Annotated in this window: 15 protein-coding genes; 10 read left to right on the forward strand and 5 right to left on the reverse strand. The window is 33.1% G+C overall.

Annotation, left to right across the window (positions count from 1 at the left end; translation table 11 throughout):
* Nucleotides 1-277: ISAon1 family transposase N-terminal region protein (locus tag BT156_RS12980; protein ID WP_072405990.1), on the reverse strand; the 277-nt coding region annotated here is incomplete at its 3' end.
* Between the two features lie 725 nt (nt 278-1,002).
* Between BT156_RS12980 and BT156_RS12985 the strand changes: the two genes are divergently transcribed.
* Entirely contained in the window at nt 1,003-1,830 is an 828-nt protein-coding gene (locus tag BT156_RS12985) for a glycosyltransferase family 2 protein (RefSeq protein WP_228430120.1), read from the forward strand.
* Between the two features lie 374 nt (nt 1,831-2,204).
* On the opposite strand, the gene BT156_RS12990 is transcribed toward BT156_RS12985, so the two are convergent.
* A complete protein-coding gene (locus BT156_RS12990; RefSeq protein WP_072410607.1) occupies nt 2,205-2,654 on the reverse strand; it encodes a hypothetical protein in 450 nt (149 codons plus the stop codon).
* A 309-nt stretch (nt 2,655-2,963) separates the two neighbouring features.
* On the opposite strand from BT156_RS12990, the gene BT156_RS12995 reads away from it, so the two are divergent.
* The 8 genes from BT156_RS12995 to BT156_RS13030 all read left to right on the forward strand — a co-directional run bounded on the left by BT156_RS12995 (nt 2,964) and on the right by BT156_RS13030 (nt 12,387).
* Nucleotides 2,964-3,506 (forward strand): YMGG-like glycine zipper-containing protein, encoded by a 543-nt coding sequence (locus tag BT156_RS12995; RefSeq protein ID WP_072410608.1) that lies wholly within the window; start codon nt 2,964-2,966, stop codon nt 3,504-3,506.
* A 55-nt stretch (nt 3,507-3,561) separates the two neighbouring features.
* Nucleotides 3,562-5,196: an LIC_10190 family membrane protein gene (locus tag BT156_RS13000; RefSeq protein WP_072410609.1), complete on the forward strand. Its 1,635-nt coding sequence runs from the start codon at nt 3,562-3,564 to the stop codon at nt 5,194-5,196.
* A gap of 50 nt (nt 5,197-5,246) precedes the next feature.
* Nucleotides 5,247-6,317 carry a chorismate synthase gene (gene aroC / locus BT156_RS13005; protein WP_072410610.1) on the forward strand — a complete coding sequence of 357 codons (1,071 nt, stop codon included), beginning with the start codon at nt 5,247-5,249 and terminating at the stop codon, nt 6,315-6,317.
* A gap of 14 nt (nt 6,318-6,331) precedes the next feature.
* Nucleotides 6,332-6,895, forward strand: a complete 564-nt coding sequence (locus tag BT156_RS13010; RefSeq protein WP_072410611.1) for a thioredoxin family protein — start codon at nt 6,332-6,334, stop codon at nt 6,893-6,895.
* Between the two features lie 54 nt (nt 6,896-6,949).
* Nucleotides 6,950-7,489, forward strand: a complete 540-nt coding sequence (locus BT156_RS13015; protein WP_072410612.1) for a TlpA family protein disulfide reductase — start codon at nt 6,950-6,952, stop codon at nt 7,487-7,489.
* A gap of 84 nt (nt 7,490-7,573) precedes the next feature.
* On the forward strand, nt 7,574-7,921 hold the full coding sequence (locus BT156_RS13020) for a YkvA family protein (RefSeq protein ID WP_072410613.1): 348 nt from the start codon (nt 7,574-7,576) through the stop codon (nt 7,919-7,921).
* Nucleotides 7,922-8,129: 208 nt separating this feature from the next.
* The gene (gene pyrF / locus BT156_RS13025) at nt 8,130-9,509 is read left to right on the forward strand and encodes an orotidine-5'-phosphate decarboxylase (RefSeq protein ID WP_072410614.1); all 1,380 of its coding nucleotides are present in this window, start codon (nt 8,130-8,132) and stop codon (nt 9,507-9,509) included.
* A gap of 52 nt (nt 9,510-9,561) precedes the next feature.
* The gene (locus BT156_RS13030; protein WP_072410615.1) at nt 9,562-12,387 is read left to right on the forward strand and encodes a gluzincin family metallopeptidase; all 2,826 of its coding nucleotides are present in this window, start codon (nt 9,562-9,564) and stop codon (nt 12,385-12,387) included.
* 56 nt (nt 12,388-12,443) lie between these two features.
* Here the strand turns inward: BT156_RS13030 and BT156_RS13035 are convergent, their stop codons facing one another.
* Together BT156_RS13035 and BT156_RS13040 are read right to left on the reverse strand one after the other, a co-directional pair.
* Nucleotides 12,444-13,310, reverse strand: coding sequence for a lamin tail domain-containing protein (locus BT156_RS13035; protein ID WP_072410616.1), 867 nt, complete (start codon nt 13,308-13,310; stop codon nt 12,444-12,446).
* Between the two features lie 221 nt (nt 13,311-13,531).
* A complete protein-coding gene (locus BT156_RS13040) occupies nt 13,532-14,353 on the reverse strand; it encodes a lamin tail domain-containing protein (RefSeq protein ID WP_072410618.1) in 822 nt (273 codons plus the stop codon).
* Nucleotides 14,354-14,539: 186 nt separating this feature from the next.
* On the opposite strand from BT156_RS13040, the gene BT156_RS13045 reads away from it, so the two are divergent.
* Complete coding sequence (locus BT156_RS13045; protein ID WP_072410620.1) at nt 14,540-17,737, forward strand: hypothetical protein; 3,198 nt, start codon at nt 14,540-14,542, stop codon at nt 17,735-17,737.
* A 77-nt stretch (nt 17,738-17,814) separates the two neighbouring features.
* On the opposite strand, the gene BT156_RS13050 is transcribed toward BT156_RS13045, so the two are convergent.
* Nucleotides 17,815-19,779 (reverse strand): T9SS type A sorting domain-containing protein, encoded by a 1,965-nt coding sequence (locus BT156_RS13050; protein WP_072410622.1) that lies wholly within the window; start codon nt 19,777-19,779, stop codon nt 17,815-17,817.
* Nucleotides 19,780-19,891 lie beyond the last annotated feature (112 nt).

Consider the following 19,891-nt stretch of genomic DNA (forward strand, 5'->3'; position numbering starts at 1 on the left):
CTCTTTGGATGATATTACCGGTTTTCGTATCGGTCCATCTTCTGCGTTTGATGTGTAGTTTTACTGTTTTTCCACGAAGAGGAAAATCGTCAACGCTAATTTCCGGAACAAAACCTTTTGACTGCAATAACAGAGACGAAAACTCTTTCGGAGCTGTATTTTTCTCGTCAAAATAGATGTGGAGGATTTTATTTTCTTCCTCAAATTTTACAATCTCAAAATGCTCAATCAAGAGTTCAGGTAAAAATAATTTGAGGAGTTCGGCATCGTTTAACATTCCACAAAATTAGCAATATTTTTTTCCTCCCCAACTTTTGAGATTGATCCGATTTCTCTATTTTAGCTTGCGGAAATAATTCTCTGCGATTTCATTTAACAAGAAAAAAACCTCCTGGGAAGGAGGTCAAAAAACACAAATGATGAAATAAAATTATATCGAAAGATATTAATCCATTTAATTCTCTAACAAAGTTATGATGTATAAAACCCATTTCTTATGAGCATACTCATAAACCCTCAAAAAATAGGCTTAATTTTTATATAACTTAAGTATTACAGTTAATAAGAATAGATTTTTTGGAATAAAATATTAAACATATTCTCTGCTAAATTCTTACTGAATAAAGAGAGTAAGCACCTAAAAATCAAACTATAACTAGATGTAATAGAACTATTATAGGAAAAAATTCTAAAATACATACTAAATTTGCAGATAAATATTGCAGATAAGGCAACGGTTAAATTCTATCTTTTTAATATTCCTATTTCAAAATACATATTCGAGTAATTAATTGGTTTTAAATTATTAATCCCTAAAATGAAAGATAAAACAAGTCCTAAATTACAATTTTCAACAATTAATAATCATAATAGTTAAAATATATTTTAAAAATATTCATAACTATAAAATATAAAATTATTATTAAACATACATTGATTTAAATCATGATTTTCAATGAATTTAATTGATAAATTTGAAATTAAATTATAAGTCACATAATAATGAATAAAATCTCTATTCTAATTGCAAATTATAACAACGGAAAATATTTTCTGGAAGCTTATAATTCAATTATTGATCAGACCTATAAAAACTGGGAGGTTATAATTGTTGATGACGCGTCTACTGATGATTCAATAGAGATCATTAAAAATATTATTGGTAACGACAACCGTTTTAAGCTGTATGAAAATATATCAAACAAAGGTTGCGGTTATACAAAGAAAGAGTGCATGAAGTATGCAACAGGAGAAATATGTGCTTATTTAGATCCTGATGACGCACTTTACCCTATTACTTTAGAAGAATCGGCTGAAGAATATTTATTCAATAATAAAATTGTCGCCACTTATTCTAAAATGATGCTGTGTGATGAAAATCTGAATCCTCAGAAAACATTTAGCGCCACAAAAAGAATTTTCAATGACAGATACTTTTTTAACTGTCCTATACAATTTGCTCATTTTTTCACTTTCAAAAGAGAAGTATATTTTAAAACTCAAGGAATCGATCCTGAATTAAAAAGTGCAGTAGACCAAGATCTGTATTTGAAAATCCTTGAACTTGGAGAAGTAGCTTTTATTAATGAAAACCTATACAAATATAGGCTTCACGCTGATGGTATTTCTCAAAACAACTCAAAACAAGGCGCAAAAGATTCGTTTGCAAAAGTCATTCACAAAGCCATGGAACGAAGAGGAATCAAAAGAATCAACGGCAAAAATGTTCCGGATCAATTTACCAACGCAGACGAGATCTATAAACTTTTAGAATACCAGACCGCACCATTATTCAGAATAAGAAATAAATTTAATATCGCATTCATGTAGATTCTAAAAACCAATGAAAATATTTGTTCCCAAATAAGTATTGACTGTATTATTTATTCCTAATTTCTATAATTCCCTTACTAATATTCATCAAAAAAGGTCTCCCTTGCGGGAGACCGTAAAAACACAAATGATGAAAAAAATCTATCCGGAAATGAAAACCCGAATAGAATATCGTAAAAGTAATTCACATTACTTTATTGTCCTTTTTAAATTATAAACTGTTACAAATTTATAATAATAAAGCATTAGTTAAAAATCCTAATTTACTATCTATCAGTAAAACAAATGAATAATAATTACAATTAGAATACTTTTTAAATAAAAAATTTCTAGACTGATATTTTACCATTGCAAATATAAACTAATTTTTATTATTCCTCCCATGCAATAGGAATATAAACAGTAACATATCCATCTGCATCCAAATACGCATCGGAAACCACTCCTACAACTGAGCCATAACCAACCCAGCCACCTTGTCCCTGCATCGCCGTAAAGGTGTAGGTTCCGGCAGGAATTCCATCATAATATTTAGGTAAAGCCTGAAATCCACCACTGGCATACGTATCGTAAGACTCTCCTGTATTATTATTTGTTGCAATAAAACTTCCTACATCATAATTTCCGGAAAGAATTTTAGTTCCTGTACTGGAAAGCAATCCGTAACGAATATGATATGCCTGTGTTTTGGAGGTTTCCTTTGAAGTTTTATTATTCAAATTTGCTTGGGAATCAATCATAACATCATCATTTGGCGAACAGCCTGTAAAGATTATCGCTAATCCCGCAAAAGCTAAAATCTTAACTATTGAGTTTTTCATATTAATATAATTTGGTCATTCAAAAATATGAATTTTATATTAATTCAATGAAAATCAACAGTTAACATTAGTTTATATTAAATTTTAACAAAAATAAATTCTCATACACAAAGACGTAGAAAAATGAGATAATAAAGCAATTTCATTTAAAATTAAATAAACATTAACCTTATTTCGCAATCAACAAAGGGTGTTTTAATATATTTTTAGAACATTTAACATTGGTTAACTTAAGGTTGGCTTCATAATTGAAAATATTATCATAGTTAAGGTCAATTCGACTAAAACAACCTTATTAAAATTTGAGTTATGAAAAATATAGTGTTAACAGGGCTTTTGTCAGTTTTTTTATTGACAGCCTGTAAGAAAGACGACCAATTAGCTGAAAAATCTCTTGAACAACAGAAAATCGAATTTCAGGCAAAACAGTTGGATATAGAGAAACAAAAATTAGCAATTGAGAAAGAGAAAATGGCTTATGAAGCTCAGAAAAAAGCTGATAGTATCGTTGAAGTTCAAAAAGCTAAAACAGTGGCAGCTAATAATTCAAAACCACAGGTAATAAGAGAAACAAAAACCATTTACAGAGAATCAAGCTCTAGCTCTAACAATGGAACATATGCAGATAACGGAAACAGTTCTACAGGAACCACTGCAACCAAGAAAAAAGGAATGAGTAAAGCTGCAAAAGGTACCATAATCGGTACTGTAGGTGGTGCCGCTGCAGGTGCGATCATTGCTAAGAAAAATAGAGGTCTTGGTGCCGTGATTGGTGGTGTAGTTGGTGGTGCAACAGGATATACAATCGGTAGAGCCGGTGACAGAAAAGACGGTAGAGTTCAACCGAAATAATTAATATTTTCACAATAAATTTAAAAGATTGCTTATTTTTAGGCAATCTTTTTTTATGATCTTAATTTTACTTTCTACAATTCTTATTATTCCGACCTTGCTGGGTTTCGGGAAAATTGCGGAAAATTTTTCAGGTTCTTTATTTGATGGAATTTCCTCAAAAATTTTTTCCGGAATATTGGGAATCAGCTTCATATGGACGATTCTTGCATTTTTTATTCCTTTGAATATTTATGTAGAAATTATAACGTTGTTAATTGGACTTCTTTATTTTTTTAAAGATCAATTATACCAAGAAATTTATGATTTTTCAAAAAAAGATACAATTTCAATTGCAATAATCTCATTTGTAATTCTCTTAGCAAGTTCTTATTATCCTTATATATTGGATCATTTTGGATATTACGTTCCGACCATAAAATGGCTCACAGAATACGGATTCATAAAAGGAATTTCAAATCTGGATCTTACATTAGGGCAAATGTCTGTGTGGCATATTTTTCAGGCGGGATTTTCTAATTTTTCCGATCCATTCTTAAGAATTAATGCTATTTTATTGATTGTCTATGCTATTTATATTATAGAAAAGAAAAGCTGGATTCAATTATGTTTCATTCCGATTCTGCTATTGTTTTCACAATCTCCAAGTCCGGATCTTCCTGTCATCATTTTTTCGATGATTATCTTAAAAGAGATTCTTTCAGGAAATAAAAATGCGTCCTTATTAATAGGATTCTCATTTTTTGTTTTTGCCATAAAACCCACGATGATCTGGCTGCCGATTTTAAGTTTCCTCTACTCTATTCTTATTATTAAGTCAAATTTTAAAAGTCTGATTTTTGGAAGCTCAATTCTTACTTTATTCTTAATTAAAAACATCTGGACTTTCGGTTTTCCAATATTTCCGGTTTCAGTTGGCGATTTGGGAATAAGTTGGAAACCCAATCCCGAAGTTTTAAAAATATCCTCACAATATGCTATTCTGAAGACGTATGATATGCAATATTCTTATCAGGAAATCCAGCAATTTTCTACGATAGATTATATTAAAAACTGGCTTTTGTTAGATGGAATTAAATCAAAAATCAACATTTTATTCATTGTAAGCTTAATATTATTTATTGGTTTTACGATTATAAAAAAAAATAAGATCATTTCATTAATTTGCATTTCATTGATAATAAAAACCGTTTTAGTTCTTTTATTCTCAGCACAATACAGATTTCTCATTGATGTTTTTTTCGTGATATTTTTTGTAATGTTCATTAATTATTTTACCAAAAAGAAAGCTTTTTTTGTTTTCACATCATTAAGTATATTTTTCATCGGATTTTTATCTTTCCCGAATCTTATTCAAAAATATATCCCGAGTTTCAAATTAAGTAAATTCATGGGAACATTTGAAAAAGAACAATTATACAAACCTTCAAGTTATATTTATAAAAATTTCAGTACTCAAAAAGTAGGCAATTTGAAATTTAATATTTCTAAAAAATATTCATTTAATTTTGATACTCAGCTTCCTGCAATCACATCAAGCTATATTTCTGATGATGTAAAGGCAGAAATTTTCCCGCAACTTATTGATGAAAATAATATCAAAAAAGGATTTATCTGGAGAAAAATGACTCCAAAAGAGAAAAAAGAAGCCCAAAACGTTATCAATACTATCGAAAACACCAATAAATAGAACCAATCCGAAAGCTTTATTATGTGGAGAAAAATCGGTAATTTTGTATCATGTTCAATACTTTAGGTAATCTTCTCAGTCTTACAACATTTGGAGAAAGTCACGGTGTGGCTTATGGTGGAATCATCAATAATTTTCCGGCAGGTTTGGAAATCGATCTTGATAAAGTTCAGTACGAATTAGATCGCAGAAAACCAGGTCAATCGGCTATTGTTACACAACGAAAAGAAAGTGACACCGTAAAATTTCTTTCAGGAATGTTTGAAGGAAAAACAACGGGAACTCCAATTGGTTTTATCATCGAAAACGAAAATCAGAAATCAAAAGATTATGATCACATCGCTAATTCTTATCGTCCGAGTCATGCAGATTTCACGTACGATCAAAAATATGGGATTAGAGATTATCGTGGCGGTGGAAAATCTTCAGCGAGAGAAACAATCAACTGGGTTGTGGCAGGTGCGCTTGCAAAACAGCTTTTATCAGATATAGAGATCAATGCTTACGTTTCTTCTGTAGGCGATATTTTCTGTGAAAAACCGTATCAGGCTTTAGATTTTTCTAAAACTGAAAGCAATGAAGTTCGTTGCCCGGATTCAGAAACAGCAGAAAAAATGATCTCAAGAATCAAAGAAATCAAAAAAGAAGGAAATACAATTGGCGGAACAATTACCTGTGTAATTAAAAATGTTCCCGTGGGAATTGGAGAGCCTATTTTCTCTAAACTTCAGGCAGAATTAGCAAAAGCAATGCTAAATATCAATGCCTGCAAAGGTTTTGAATATGGAAGCGGATTTTGCGGAGCTAAAATGACAGGAAGTGAGCACAACGATGGTTTCAACACAGATTTCACGACAAAATCTAATCTTTCAGGGGGAATCCAGGGAGGAATTTCTAATGGAATGGATATTTATTTCCGTGTAGCTTTCAAACCTGTGGCTACAATTTTACGACCTCAGGAAAGCGTTGACAAATACGGAAATCCGGCTATTGTGGAAGGAAAAGGAAGACATGATCCTTGTGTGGTTCCAAGAGCCGTTCCTGTGGTAGAAAGCTTGGCTGCTTTTGTATTGGCAGACTTATTTTTGATCAACAAAACAAGAAACATCAATAATTTTTAATAAAAATTAATCGTATGAAAAATTACTGGGATAAAGGAATTTCTTTCGAAGAGTATGTAAATACAGGAAGAGAAAGATTAGAAAATCCAACCACTGAACAGGACAAAGATTATAAACAATATTACGAATTGGGACTTCAAAGAATGGAAAGAACTTTAAAAAAGTACACTCCCGATGAAGAACAATTAAAAGAATTGGAATCTAAAAATTTCGACGGAAAAATTTTAATTATTTCAGAAACCTGGTGCGGGGATGCAAGTGCAACCGTTCCAGCTTTGGTTAAATTTTTCGAAGGTCACAACGAAGTAAGAATATTTTTAAGAGACAGCGATAAAAGCCTGATCAGTCAATTTCAAACCAACGGAACAGAATCTATTCCGAAAGTTATTATCTTGGATAAAGATTTTAACGTAAAAAATTCTTGGGGACCACGTCCAAAATTCGGAAAGGAATTATTAATGAAATACAAAGCCGATCCGGAAGCATATACAAAAGATCAGTTTTATAATGACCTGCAGTTGTATTATGCCAAAAACAGAGGTAAAGACGCTGTTCAGGAGATATTGGAGTTGTTATAAATAGGTATTAGTGTTTGGAAGTTAGTATTTGGTGTTTGGTTTTAAAAAGTAAAAATGAAAAAAAATATAATTTATATAGTCTTGATCGCCATTATCGGCGTGAGCGCTTTCGTTCCGGGAGTAAAGCACACTCTTAAAGACCTGTTTTTCCCGATCGCGACGATTGAAAACGCGGTACACATCAGCGAAGAAGATTATGATATCGAATTAAAAGGAATCAACGTTCCAAGCACGAATCTTAAAAACTTCAAAGACAAACCTATTTTCCTGAACTTTTGGGGAACCTGGTGCCCGCCGTGCAGAAAAGAATGGCCTTCAATTCAAAAATTATATGACACCAGAAAAGGAAATATAGACTTCGTTTTGATTGCAATGAATGATCAGGAGCCGGCTGTGAGAAAATTTTTAGAAGAAAACAAATATAACGTTCCCGTTTATATTGCTCAAAGCCCGATCTCAGAAAAGCTTTTGCCAAAAGTATTTCCAACTACCTTTCTCTTAGATAAAAGCGGAAGAATCCTTATAAAAGAGGATGCTTCAAGAGACTGGAATACAGAATCTACCCATCAATTTATTGATAATATTATTAAGTAATATTTAACTAAAATTTTTATTGAGTTGGTACGGAATTTGCGAAATTTGTATAGTTGAAAAAATTATTTCAAAACTAAACACACAATGAAGTATTCAAAATTAAATTTGGCAAAAGAAGCCATTAGCCATAAAGGTTTCGTAAAAAAAATCCCTGATATATTCAGGATGATAAAAATGTGGAGGAAAGGAGAATATCCTGTAAATTCGATTGATATTATTCTACCTTTATTAGGTCTTGTCTATGTAATTTCACCAATCGATTTACTTCCTGAGGTTGCAATACCTGTTTTGGGAGTTTTGGATGACCTGGCAGTTCTGTCATTAACGATTCCTAAATTGGTAAAAGAAGTTGACAAGTTTTTACTTTGGGAAGCCGAAAAGGAATACAGCTCGGGTCAGACGAAAGTAATCGACGCGCAAATAATAAAATAAATAAAAACCATTCCGAAAAGGAATGGTTTTTTGTTAATAGTGAATAAGTCAATTAACTTCGTTGTGAATTTTAATAATTTAAACCTAACAAATAACTGCAAACAATTCACAATTGCACTTTCACTTGCAAAGCAAAATTGACAATTCCCCTTTCACATTTTAAAGTTCCCTTTCAAATCCTTAAATTTGCAACATCTAATAAAAAATAATGGAAAGTAAAAAAGAATTCTTTTTGGAGTGCTACAAGCTAGGTATCATTAAATTCGGAAGATTCACTTTAAAAAGTGGCATTGAAAGTCCGTTTTATGTAGACTTAAGACCTTTAGCCTCAGATCCTAAAATTTTAAAAAATCTTGCTAATTATTTATTGGAAATGCTTCCTTTAGATAATTTTGATTTGATCTGCGGAGTTCCTTACGCTGCACTTCCGATGGCAACAGCTATGTCTCTGGAAAGCTACATTCCGTTGATTATCAAAAGAAAAGAAGCAAAAGATTACGGTACTAAAAAAATGATTGAAGGAATTTATCAAAAAGGACAAAACTGTCTTTTGGTAGAAGATGTAATTACTTCCGGAAAATCTTTAGTAGAAACCATCGCCGAAATCGAGCAGGAAGATCTTAAAGTTGCAGACATCGTTGTTGTTCTTGACAGAGAACAAGGCGGAAAACAGCTTTTAGAAAACAAAGGATTTAGAGTTCATACCCTTTTCAATATTTCAGAAGTTTGCGAGATTCTTCAGGAAACTGGAGATCTTAGTGATGAAGAAGTAAAAAGAATTCAGGATTTTCTTCAAGGGAATCATATTCAGTTTGAAGAGAAAACAAGATCTTCTTATGAGCAGAAATTGCAGAATGCTCAACATTCGGTTTCTAAAAAATTATTAGAGACAGCTTTAGCAAAACAATCAAACCTTATCGCTTCTGCAGACGTTACCACAACCCAGGAATTGTTGGAACTGGCAGAAAAAGTAGGTCCAAATATTATTGCATTAAAAACTCACATTGATATTATTTCTGATTTCGATTACGAAAAAACAATCGTTCCATTAAAAGCATTGGCTACAAAATATCAATTCTTATTAATGGAAGACAGAAAATTTGCCGACATCGGAAACACTCAGGAATTACAGTTCACAAGCGGAGTTTTCAAAATTACAGATTGGGCAGATTTCGTGACTTCACAAGTTATCGGAGGTTTTGAATCGTTAGACTGCTTCAAAAATGTAGGTGTTGTAGCCATCATCGGAATGTCTTCAAAAGGAACTTTAACAACCAACAGTTATAGAGAAGAAGCTCTTAAAGTTGCTTTATCTCATCCAAATGTAATCGGTGGTGTTTCTCAAAATCCTATTCCGGAAGAGATCTTATTGTTTACTCCGGGAGTAAATCTGGCAGACTCAGGAGACGGAAAAGGACAGCAGTATAATACACCTGAACATGTATTCAAAACACTTCACACAGATTTCATCATTGTAGGAAGAGGAATTTATAAATCTGATAATCCTGAACAGGCTTCTATCACGTATAAAAACGAAGGTTGGAGCGCCTATTTGAATTCTTTGGAAAAAAAAGCAATTCAGAACTAAAATCTTACGAAATTTCTTCAAAATAAGTTATATTTGGTACTTTATCAGAATTTTGAAAAAAAGTATTAGTATTTGTCTTGTTTTGTTTTTGGGTGTTGTAGAGGTTTCTGCGCAGAAAGACAGCATTTATATTGAGGCCAAATTGTCTTCGGATAAAAAAACGCTGAACATTAATCAGGAACTCGTTTATTACAATAATTCCGAAAAAGATCTCAATACCGTAAAACTTTTAAACTGGGTTTCAGCTTACAGAAAAAGAGGAACTTCGCTGGTTTATAGAAAACTGGAAGACAGAAATAACGATCTGCATTTTGCCAAATCTGAGGAACAGGGAAAACTTTTAAGTTTAAACATTAAAAGTTCTGACAATCAGGACATTTCTGTAAATAATATTTCAGAAGAGAATCTTTTCCTTCCTTTGGCTAAGGTTTTAAAACCCGGCGAAAGCGTAAAATTACAACTGCAATATCAGATGCAGCTGCCTGATAAAAAATTTACAGGCTACGGAACATCTGATAAAAATATAGCTTTAAAATATTTCTTTATTGTTCCGGATCATTTTGATCCGGACAATATTTCTCAGAGAAATTATCATGATATTGAAGAATCTATCAGCTTTAATACGTATTGGACGATCAATTTTGACATTCCCGTCAATTATTTTATTGAAAGTAATCTTCAGCAGATCCAGATGAACTCTTTTAAAGGATATTTAGATTCTGATCCTGAATTCCTGATCTCACAAAATGAGTTTCCTTCCATAAAAATCAATACTGAGGATATTAATACCGAAGTAAAATTTGGATATAATTTAACTCCGGAAGAAAAGCAGAATTTAGAATTTTATTTACCCTTACATTTAAAATTCATTAAAGAAAAAATAGGTTCCGTTCCTGAAAAAATATTTATTTCAGACAAGTTCAGAGACAAAGAAGACTTCTTTGGAAATAATGATATTACGTTTTTGAAATTCAGATTCAGGCTATTTACCGAAGCTGAAAAAACAGATATGGATTATTTTGGGATCATTGCTAAAAAAATTCTTGACGAAGGTATTATCACAGACAAACAAGACAACCATTGGTTTAAAAATGGTTTAAAATCTTATCTTGAAATCCAGTATTTAAATAAATTTTACTCAGAAACTAAACTTTTAGGAACTTTACCCGAAACCAAAATCTTCGGTGTAAAACCTTTAAAACTGTTTCATGCTTCAAAAGTTAAGTTGATCGACCGTTATGGTTTGGCATATCAATATATCATGTCTCAAAATCTTGATCAGAAAATTGATGAAAAATTTACTGTTTTAAGCAATTTTAATGACATGGCGATCAGTGGTTTCGAAACAGGAAGTCTGTTCAATTATTCAGCCGATAAAATGGGGTACGAAAAATTCAATACTCTGTTAAAGAATTATATTGCTGAAAATACTGATAAACAAATTAATCCAAAGGATTTCTTAAAAGAACTTTCTCAGGAAGATAAAACAACAGGTTATTTAACTGATTTTCTTGAACATAAAAACAGGGTTAATTTTAAACTGAAAAGATTTAAAAAAGAAGATGATTCTTTAAATATCAATATCTATAAGAATACCCTTTCTTCAATTCCCGTAAAACTGGAAACTGAGACTAGGGAAACAGAAGAGAAAAAAGAATATTGGATAGAAACAGATGAAAATGAAAAGTCGAAAATGTTTTCTATTCCGGCATTAGATATTTATAAAATCACCTTGAATAACGATTTTATTTTCCCGGAATCGAAGTACCGAGATAATTTTCTTTATGCAAAAGGCTTCTTTTCAAATACAAAAAAGATCAAATTAAAACTGATAAAAGATATTCCGAATCCTGAATTCAATGAAATTTATATTAGTCCGAGGGTTCGTTTTAATAATACCTATGACAAATTTTTGATCGGATTTAATTTTAAAAATCAATCTTTTTTTGATCAGAAGTTTTTGTACTCTGTAACGCCTACTTACAGTACAGGAACCGGGAAAATGACAGGTTCAGGAGCTGTTTCATACTCTTTTCTGCCTGCTGAAAGCATTCTCAGAAGTTTGACTTTTGGAGTTTCAGGATCTTATTTTCATTATGATTATGATCTTGCTTACAGAAAAGCATCCATTTTTTCTAATATCAATTTCAGGAAAAATCCTAGAAGTACAGTAAGCAGAGGAATTGGCCTTTCTTATACTTATTTTGAAAGAGACCTGAGTCAGGCAATGATCGATAGACATGATTATGACAAATATAATCTTTGGAGTGTTGGTTATGGATATTCCGACAGTCAGATGATTCACGAAAAAAGTTTAAGCGTAAGCACACAAGGAATGGAAGATTTCAACAAAATCACCGCAGAAGCTTTTTATAGATGGGAATTTGCCCCAAAACAAAAATTAAGCGTAAGATTGTTCGGAGGCTATTTTCTTAGAAACGATACACGAAATAACACTTTCAATTATGGTATTTCCAGAGTTTCCGACTACTCTTTTTCTTATAATCTTTTAGGACAAAGTGCCAACAGCGGAATTTTATCCCAGCAATTTATTTTGGCTGATGGCGGTTTCAAATCGTTTATTCCCGGAAGTGTTAACAAATGGATTACCTCTGCGAATGTAGATTCAAGTGTCTGGAAAATATTTCATATTTATGCTGATGCAGGTGTTTATAAAAATAAAGATCAGCCTACAAAGTTTATTTGGGACACAGGCGTAAAAGTAAGAGTAATTCCTGATTTCCTTGAAGTGTATTTTCCAATTCAGTCTTCTTTAGGATTTGAGCCTTCATTTAAAGATTATGCGAGAAGAATAAGATATACATTGGTTCTTAACTTAGGGTCAATCATCAATGCAGCCAGAAGAGGATGGTATTAAAAAATAAAAACAGCTACAAATGGCAGCTGTTTTTTATATACAAAGATTATTTAAAACTAATCTTTTAGTATTTTTTGAGAAACAGGTTCATTATTGATGGTTCCCGTAACAATATAATTTCCTTTTGGCAAATCAGAAACATCTAAACTTAGAATATTTTTCACAGAAGTTGCTTTTAGAATAGCTCCTGCGGAGTTGTATATTTTTACATTTTTCACTTCAGTTCCGAATATCAATTCATTTTCTTTTACAAATCCATTTTGGATGAAATTGAATTTTCTAGAATTATTATAAATATCAGCAACCGCTAATGTTCCACCGGAAGAATTACCCGGAGAAGCCGTTGCAATAGTAAAATCGACTACATTATTATTGGTGTCGCCAGAGATTCTTGTAATAGAAGTTGTTGTGGTTGGTGAAGGAGCCGGCCCAGGACCTTCAAATTGATCTGCTGTAGGTCCATAGCCTACAAAATCTAACACATTTGTAGCTGTCGGTCCGGTAACCTGTGTCGCATTACTAGCCAAAACAACTTTTCCGGAAGTAACAGCTATCCCGATTCCGACTGAAGGATTTGGATTTCCATTAAAGTTAATAACCGTTGTAGCAATAAAATCCGGAGTTGGGAGATCTACCGTTCCGCCGCCGCCGGTTGCCTCTTGAATCAGGTACGCCTGGCCAGGAGTCAAAGTAATAGTTGGCAACGTATGATATTGAGTAAAAGCTCCAACAGCCGGAGCGTACTGAATGGTTGCTCCTGTTAAAGTAGCTGTTGACGAACCAATATTTTTCAGTTCTATAAAGTCATTCTTCAATGTTGCCCCCGAATTTCCGCCGCCGCCGTATATTTCGCTGATAACAATCTGAGCATTCGTTAATGCAACCGTCGAAACTAATCCGATAATAGTAAAAATTTTTCTCATGATAATATGATTTTTGTGATGTTATCATGAAAATGCAAAAATAATACCGAAAACAATAATTAAAATCAAATATATATTTAATTATTTAAATTAAAATCAACATAATTAATTTAAAAGAACATTATCTATTTTAAACGAATATATTTAATAAAGATTAATTAAACAAAAAAAACCGCTGCTTCAATGAAACAGCGGTTGTATATCTAAAAAAATATTTCAGATTAGTCTTTCAAGATTTTTTGAGAAACCGGTTGGTTATTTACCGTTCCTGTAACGATATAATTACCTTTTGCTAATTCAGCAACATTTAAAGTTTCATTTTCTTTTACAGAAGCAGTTTTTACAACTTGTCCGAACATATTGTAAACTTTTACATCTTTAGCCTGAGATCCGAAAGTAATTCCTTCATTTTTAACGAAAGTGTTTTTCACGAAGCTTCCTTTTACTTTAGATAGATCAGAAACTGCTAAAGTTCCTGTAGAAGAAGAATTTTGTGGTGTTGGCGCACCTGCTACAAAATCAGCACCGTTATTGTTAGTATCTCCACTAACTCTAGCGATTGAAGTTGTATTAGATGGCGCAGGTGCTGCTGATCCCTCATAATAATTTGCAGTTGCTCCAAATCCAACGAAATCAATTACGTTAGTACTTGTTGCAGAAGTAACAGCTGTACTGCTAGAAGTTAATGCAACTTTACCGGCCGTTCCAGACAAGTTAAGAGCACCTGTAAAATCTGCAGTTGGCAAATCTACACCATTTGCACCCCCTGATTCCTGAATTAAATAAGTTTGTCCTGGAGCCAAAGTAATATTCGGTAAAGAGTGTGTGTTTGTTCCTCCATTAAAAGTTCCTGTCGCTGATGCGTACTGTATAAACGCTCCTGTTAAAGTAGCTGAAGATGTACCTACATTTTTCAATTCAATAAAATCATTTTTGTAAGGAGCACCTGAGTTACCTCCTCCTCCATAAACTTCATTAATCACAATCTGAGCATTTGCAGACGAAATAATAGCAATCCCTAAAATAGTAAAGATTTTTTTCATGATTTAAATTTTTAATTATTAATAATTTACATGACAAAATTACGTAGATTTTTTTATTCTATACAATAATTGGGTTAATTTTTTGTTAATAATGATTAACCCCTCACCATTAACATTTTTTAAGTATTTTTACCAATTATTATTAAAAGCTTGCGGAATTTTATCCTATTATTCTCGTTGTTTTTTATGGGCCTATTCTCGGGAAATGCCCAAGTCTTTTCGTGGAAAAATCCTAATATTCAGGAAGACAGTATAAAAAAGGACAGTATTCTCGCCGCAAGACTTGAACAGGATATTTTCACAAAAGATACTTTAGACTTTGTAAGAACAAGCAACAGAATTATTGTAGATGAAGCTGTACTTGCAAAAAATGATAAAAAAAGATTCTTAGGAGAACTAAATTCTAAAGGTTCAATTATTCGAGGGATAACTTTTGGTAATAATCAGGGGCAATCTGTGCAAAGTTCGATGGATCTGCAAATTTCGGGGAGACTTTCTAAAGATGTGACTATTTTGGCCAGTATCTCAGATCATAATTTACCCATTCAGGCAGATGGATACACGCAAACTTTAGAAGAATTTGATAAGATCTACATGCAGCTTAATATAAAGGATAAATCTATTCTCAGGGCCGGACATCTTGATCTTAATGAATCTAAAAACTATTTCGCAAAATACCAGAGGCGAAGCATGGGACTTCAGTTCCAGACAGAATTTGGAAAGGACAATAAAACTTTTGTAGATCTTTCCATGGGTGTGGCTCGAAGTGAGTTCCACAGAGTTCGTTTTCAGGGAGTCGAAGGAAACCAGGGACCTTATCGTTTAACAGGTAAGAATGGCGAACAGTTTATTACCCTGATCTCAGGTTCCGAACAGGTTTTCATTGATGGTATCTTAATGAAACGTGGTGAAAACCAAGACTATATCATCAATTACAATACAGGCGAGGTAACTTTTACCAGTTTCCGACCTATTTTCCAGCAAAATTTCATTACTATTTCTTATAATTATGCGAATAGAAATTATTCGAGATATTTATTTACCGGAAAACTTGAGCATAAGAGAGAAAAAATGAAAGTCGGCTTAAGCTGGTTTATGGAAAATGATAACAAAAATGCTCCCTTAGCGCTTAATCTTTCTAAAGAAGACGAGCTGATCTTGGCTAATGCTGGAAATGATCCTAATTTAATGTATGCTCCATCAGGCGTGATTACCGAATATGATGTCAATAAGATTTTATATAAATTATCACAAAATGGTAACGGAAATTTCTATGAATTTTCCACCGATCCTAACGAAACACTTTATCAGGTCTCGTTTACGTATTTCGGGGTCAATCTTGGAGATTATAAAATCACGCAGACCACCAATAACGGTCGTGTTTTTGAGTATGTAGGACCAAATGCCGGAGATTACAGAGCTGTAAGAAAATTGCCTTCACCACAAAAATCTCAGGTATATTCCGTAAATTCTGAATTCTTACTGAAAGACGGTAAAATAGGAGCCGATTTTTCATTAAGCAATTATGATTTAAACTTATTCTCCTCAAAAGATTCTGATCAGAATATTGGCTATGCGGGTCGTATTTTCGGGAATAAAACTTTCACCAAAAACAACTGGAAAGGTACTCCAAGCTTTGAGTATCAATATATAGATAAGCAATTCCATATTTTAGACAGAATTAATGATGTAGAATTCTCGAGAGACTTCAACTTGACTCAGGAATTCAGCGGAAGAACTCAAAACAGATTTATTTTCAGTTTTTTAAACAAATGGAATAATAAATCTACATTAAACTACCGCATTAACTATCTGGACGAACAGGATTCTTATAAAGGAATGAAAAATGATCTGGATTTTGGCTGGTTCAAAGGAAAATTTTTCACAAAAGGAAATTTATCTTATTTGAACACCAATGCCATTCAGCAGGATACAAAATTCATCAGAGGTGGTGTTTCAACCGAATTTACGGGACAAAAAGGAAGCTGGGCAGTCGGTGGAAGCATGGAACACAACGAGAAAAAATACAACGACACCCAATTGATGGATGTTACAAGCTTCAGTTGGAAAGAGCTGTTTGTTCAGAAGAAAATTGGTGATAGTACAAGAACGAAATTATTGGCCAGAGTTTACATGAGAGACAATGACTCGGTGCGTGACAACAGGCTTCAAAATATGAATAATATTTTAGGTTTCATGGCAGAAAGTCAGATCATCAAAACCGAAAAAACGACTTTAAACGCTTTAATTCATTACAGAAAATTCTTCTATCAAAATCAGGATATTGACGCTTCAAGAAACAATGATTTTGTGGTTGGAAATATTCTTTACAATCAACAGCTTTTCAGAAACGGTATGCGTTTGCAGGCTTTTTATGAATTAGGAAACGGACAGGAAGCGCAAAGAGAATTTCAATATTTAAAGGTTACGGACGGGCAGGGAATTTATAAATGGACCGATTACAATGGTGACGGCGTTCAACAGCTTGATGAATTTGAAATTGCAGAATATTCGGATCTGGCACAATACATTAGAGTTTACACGAATTCTGTGCGGTATATTCCTTCCAATAAAAATAAGATCCAGTTGGCATTATTTGTAAATCCTTCTATCGTTTTTAATTCTGAAAATAAATTTTTAAAGCGTTGGAATTTTAATATTTCCTTAAATTCTCAAAACTCATTCTACAAAAAAGATAAGGTTTTGGTGATAAATCCTTTTGAAAAAAATGCTGATCAGATTCTGAAAAATCAAAACATATTAGCATCGTTCCAATTCAGTCCGACAGAAAAATCCGGATGGAATGGTAATTACCGCTTTATTTCCAACGACAACCTCATCAATGCCAATTTCAGTAATGAAGAAAGAGAGCAGATTTCTCATTTCTTAAATGTTGGATATTGGTTTAATAAAGAATTCAGGGTAGATTGGGAAAATTCTGTTCATGATATTCAAAACTCGTCACAGTTGTTTGCTACGAGAGATTATCGTCTGAATAATTTTGAGACTAAGCCAAAAGCAACGTATAAATTTACGGATGCCATTCAGGCTGAATTATCGTCTGCTTTCCGCCAAAAGCAAAGAATGGATGGCGAAGAATTATTAAAGGCCTTTGACATCACAGGAACGATACAGTGGGATCGTAAGAAAACTTCCATCAGAGGAAATTTCTCTTTCATTAATAATAATTTTAATGGAAATAATTTCAGCATCGTCGGAAACCAAATGCTGGATGGCTTAAAGCCGGGTAAAAACCAGGTTTGGAGTGTTTTCATTCAACAGGCAATCAATTCTTTCTTACAACTGAATTTAAATTATGAAGGAAGAAATTCCGGAGACAGAACGATACACATCGGAAGTATGCAGGTGAAGGCGAGTTTCTAAAATTCATTATTTATCATTTCAAAGCAACAAAAAACCCGACTTAAAAGCCGGGTCATAATTTTAATTCTTATTTGGTTTTATCTTTTTATAACTTTTATGGATTGTGATTCTCTTTCAGAATTAACTTTCAGGATATAAATACCGGCTGGTACTTTTCTCATATCAATTAATGCTTTATCTGAATTTACATTTTCAACAATCACTCTTTGTCCAACCGTATTGTATACTTCTACGCTTTTGATTTTATTCACATCATTAATGGAGATAAAATCAACCACAGGGTTTGGATAATAATTGAGTTTCTTCTTAGCAACATCCTGTACCGCTAAAACTGTTGTAACAAACTCATAACCTCCAAGATCCGGTGTTGTTGCATTTCTGGCATTTCCGTCAGCATCTACCGTAACTTCCGGAACCGGTGTTGCTTTATTATCAAGAGTGGAATTACCTGATGATGCTAAATGAAAATCTGTAGCCGAAACAAATACAGGAAGTATATTAAGGGAATTTACATTTCCTCCGAAACCCGTTTGTATATCCGCCAAAGTAGCTCTTGAGGAACCTATATATCCAAGATTTGCTCCCGAAGAAAAATAATCATTATAATTAATATTAGAGAAAATAGTATTCGCAGCACCTGAATAAACTGTATATCTGTCACCTGTCTGTGTTTGGCTGTTTACAAAAATATTATTTCTTAAATCTATTGCTCCTGCAGCTGTTACAGTTGACAAAGCATTGAATGCAGAAGGTCTTCCTGCTACAGTCTGGTTCACATCCATCACAACGGTATTATAATAGATTTTATAGCCGCCACCTGCACCGACTACAATTCCGTTACCGTTATCATTTACTCCGCCACCTGCAGCATATCCGTATCCAGAAATACCATTTACAATGTTATTGGATATCAAAGTATTTGCAGCAGGATTTGTAGAAGCTACATAAATACCCTGAGAGCCATAGCCATTTATATTCGTATTTTTAATTGTACTCACTTTATTTTTATCTATGACTACCCCATTTGTCAAAGTACCCGCAACATAAATCCCAGTAAAGATAGTGCCCGTTCCGCTTGACGTAAAATTGTTAATATTATTACTTCTTATAATAATATTTGCAGCTGCTGACGCCCCTGTATTGCCCGATGTCACTGTAATTCCCGTTGCTCCTCCTGCACCTGTACCGGTATATCCAAGATTCGTTATCGTATTTGATGTTATTGATGAGTTCACCGTTCCTGTTGCAAACCAAACACCTCTTTTAATTTCGGCATTTGCAGTTTCAAAATTTCCAATTGTATTATTGGTAACTGTTGCTCCGTCTAATCCCTGCAAATATATTCCTACCAATCTGTTTGCATCCGTTCCGGTTGCAGTAAAGTCGTTGCCCGTAACCAATGTATTCGCACCGTTACCTGCAGCTATCGCCGTAAACAGATACATTCCTATATAAGATTTTTTTACGGAGTTATTTTGAAGAGTAACATTATTAAAATATCCTCCTGTAGGCGTTGTGTTTCCATCGTACATGATAAAGGCTGAAGAAGTATTAATACCATTAATGATATTTAAATTCTTAACAACAATATTCGTATTTGCCGCTGCCGCAGAGGTAGCTATAAAGTTAATAACCTGTGGCGCTGTTGTAGCTGTATTTGTAAATGTAAGATCTCTTGTTGTTCCTGAAACTGTATTACTTCCGTCCAATGTAATATTACTTCCCAGAATTCTTACAAGCGCTGAACTTGCCAAATTCCCTGAAACAACCGGGGTTGTTCCCGTTGCAGGTTTTATAGCAACAGAAGTGTAATTTGTTGTTCCTCCGCTTGCATTTAAAACCGCCATCGCTGTTTCTGTAGTACTTGCTGTAATACTAATATTAATAGCTCCCTGATGTGTTCCTGCATTAATGGCATCAAAAGCATCCTTTAATGTAGTATACGTTCCTGTTGTTGTGCCTGAAGTAGCAGCCAAGCTGACTTGTGCATTTAAGTTCACAGCTGCAGCACTTACAGCAATAAAAAATAGAATTTTTTTCATGGTATTGTAATTTGAATTGGATTATAAATATATGCAAAATATTCAAACAAAAATTAAAATAAATTAATTTAACACAAATAATCTATCATTAAATTAAATAAGAATCAATTAA

The sequence above is a fragment of the Chryseobacterium limigenitum genome, assembly GCF_900114875.1.
GTDB lineage: Bacteria > Bacteroidota > Bacteroidia > Flavobacteriales > Weeksellaceae > Chryseobacterium > Chryseobacterium limigenitum.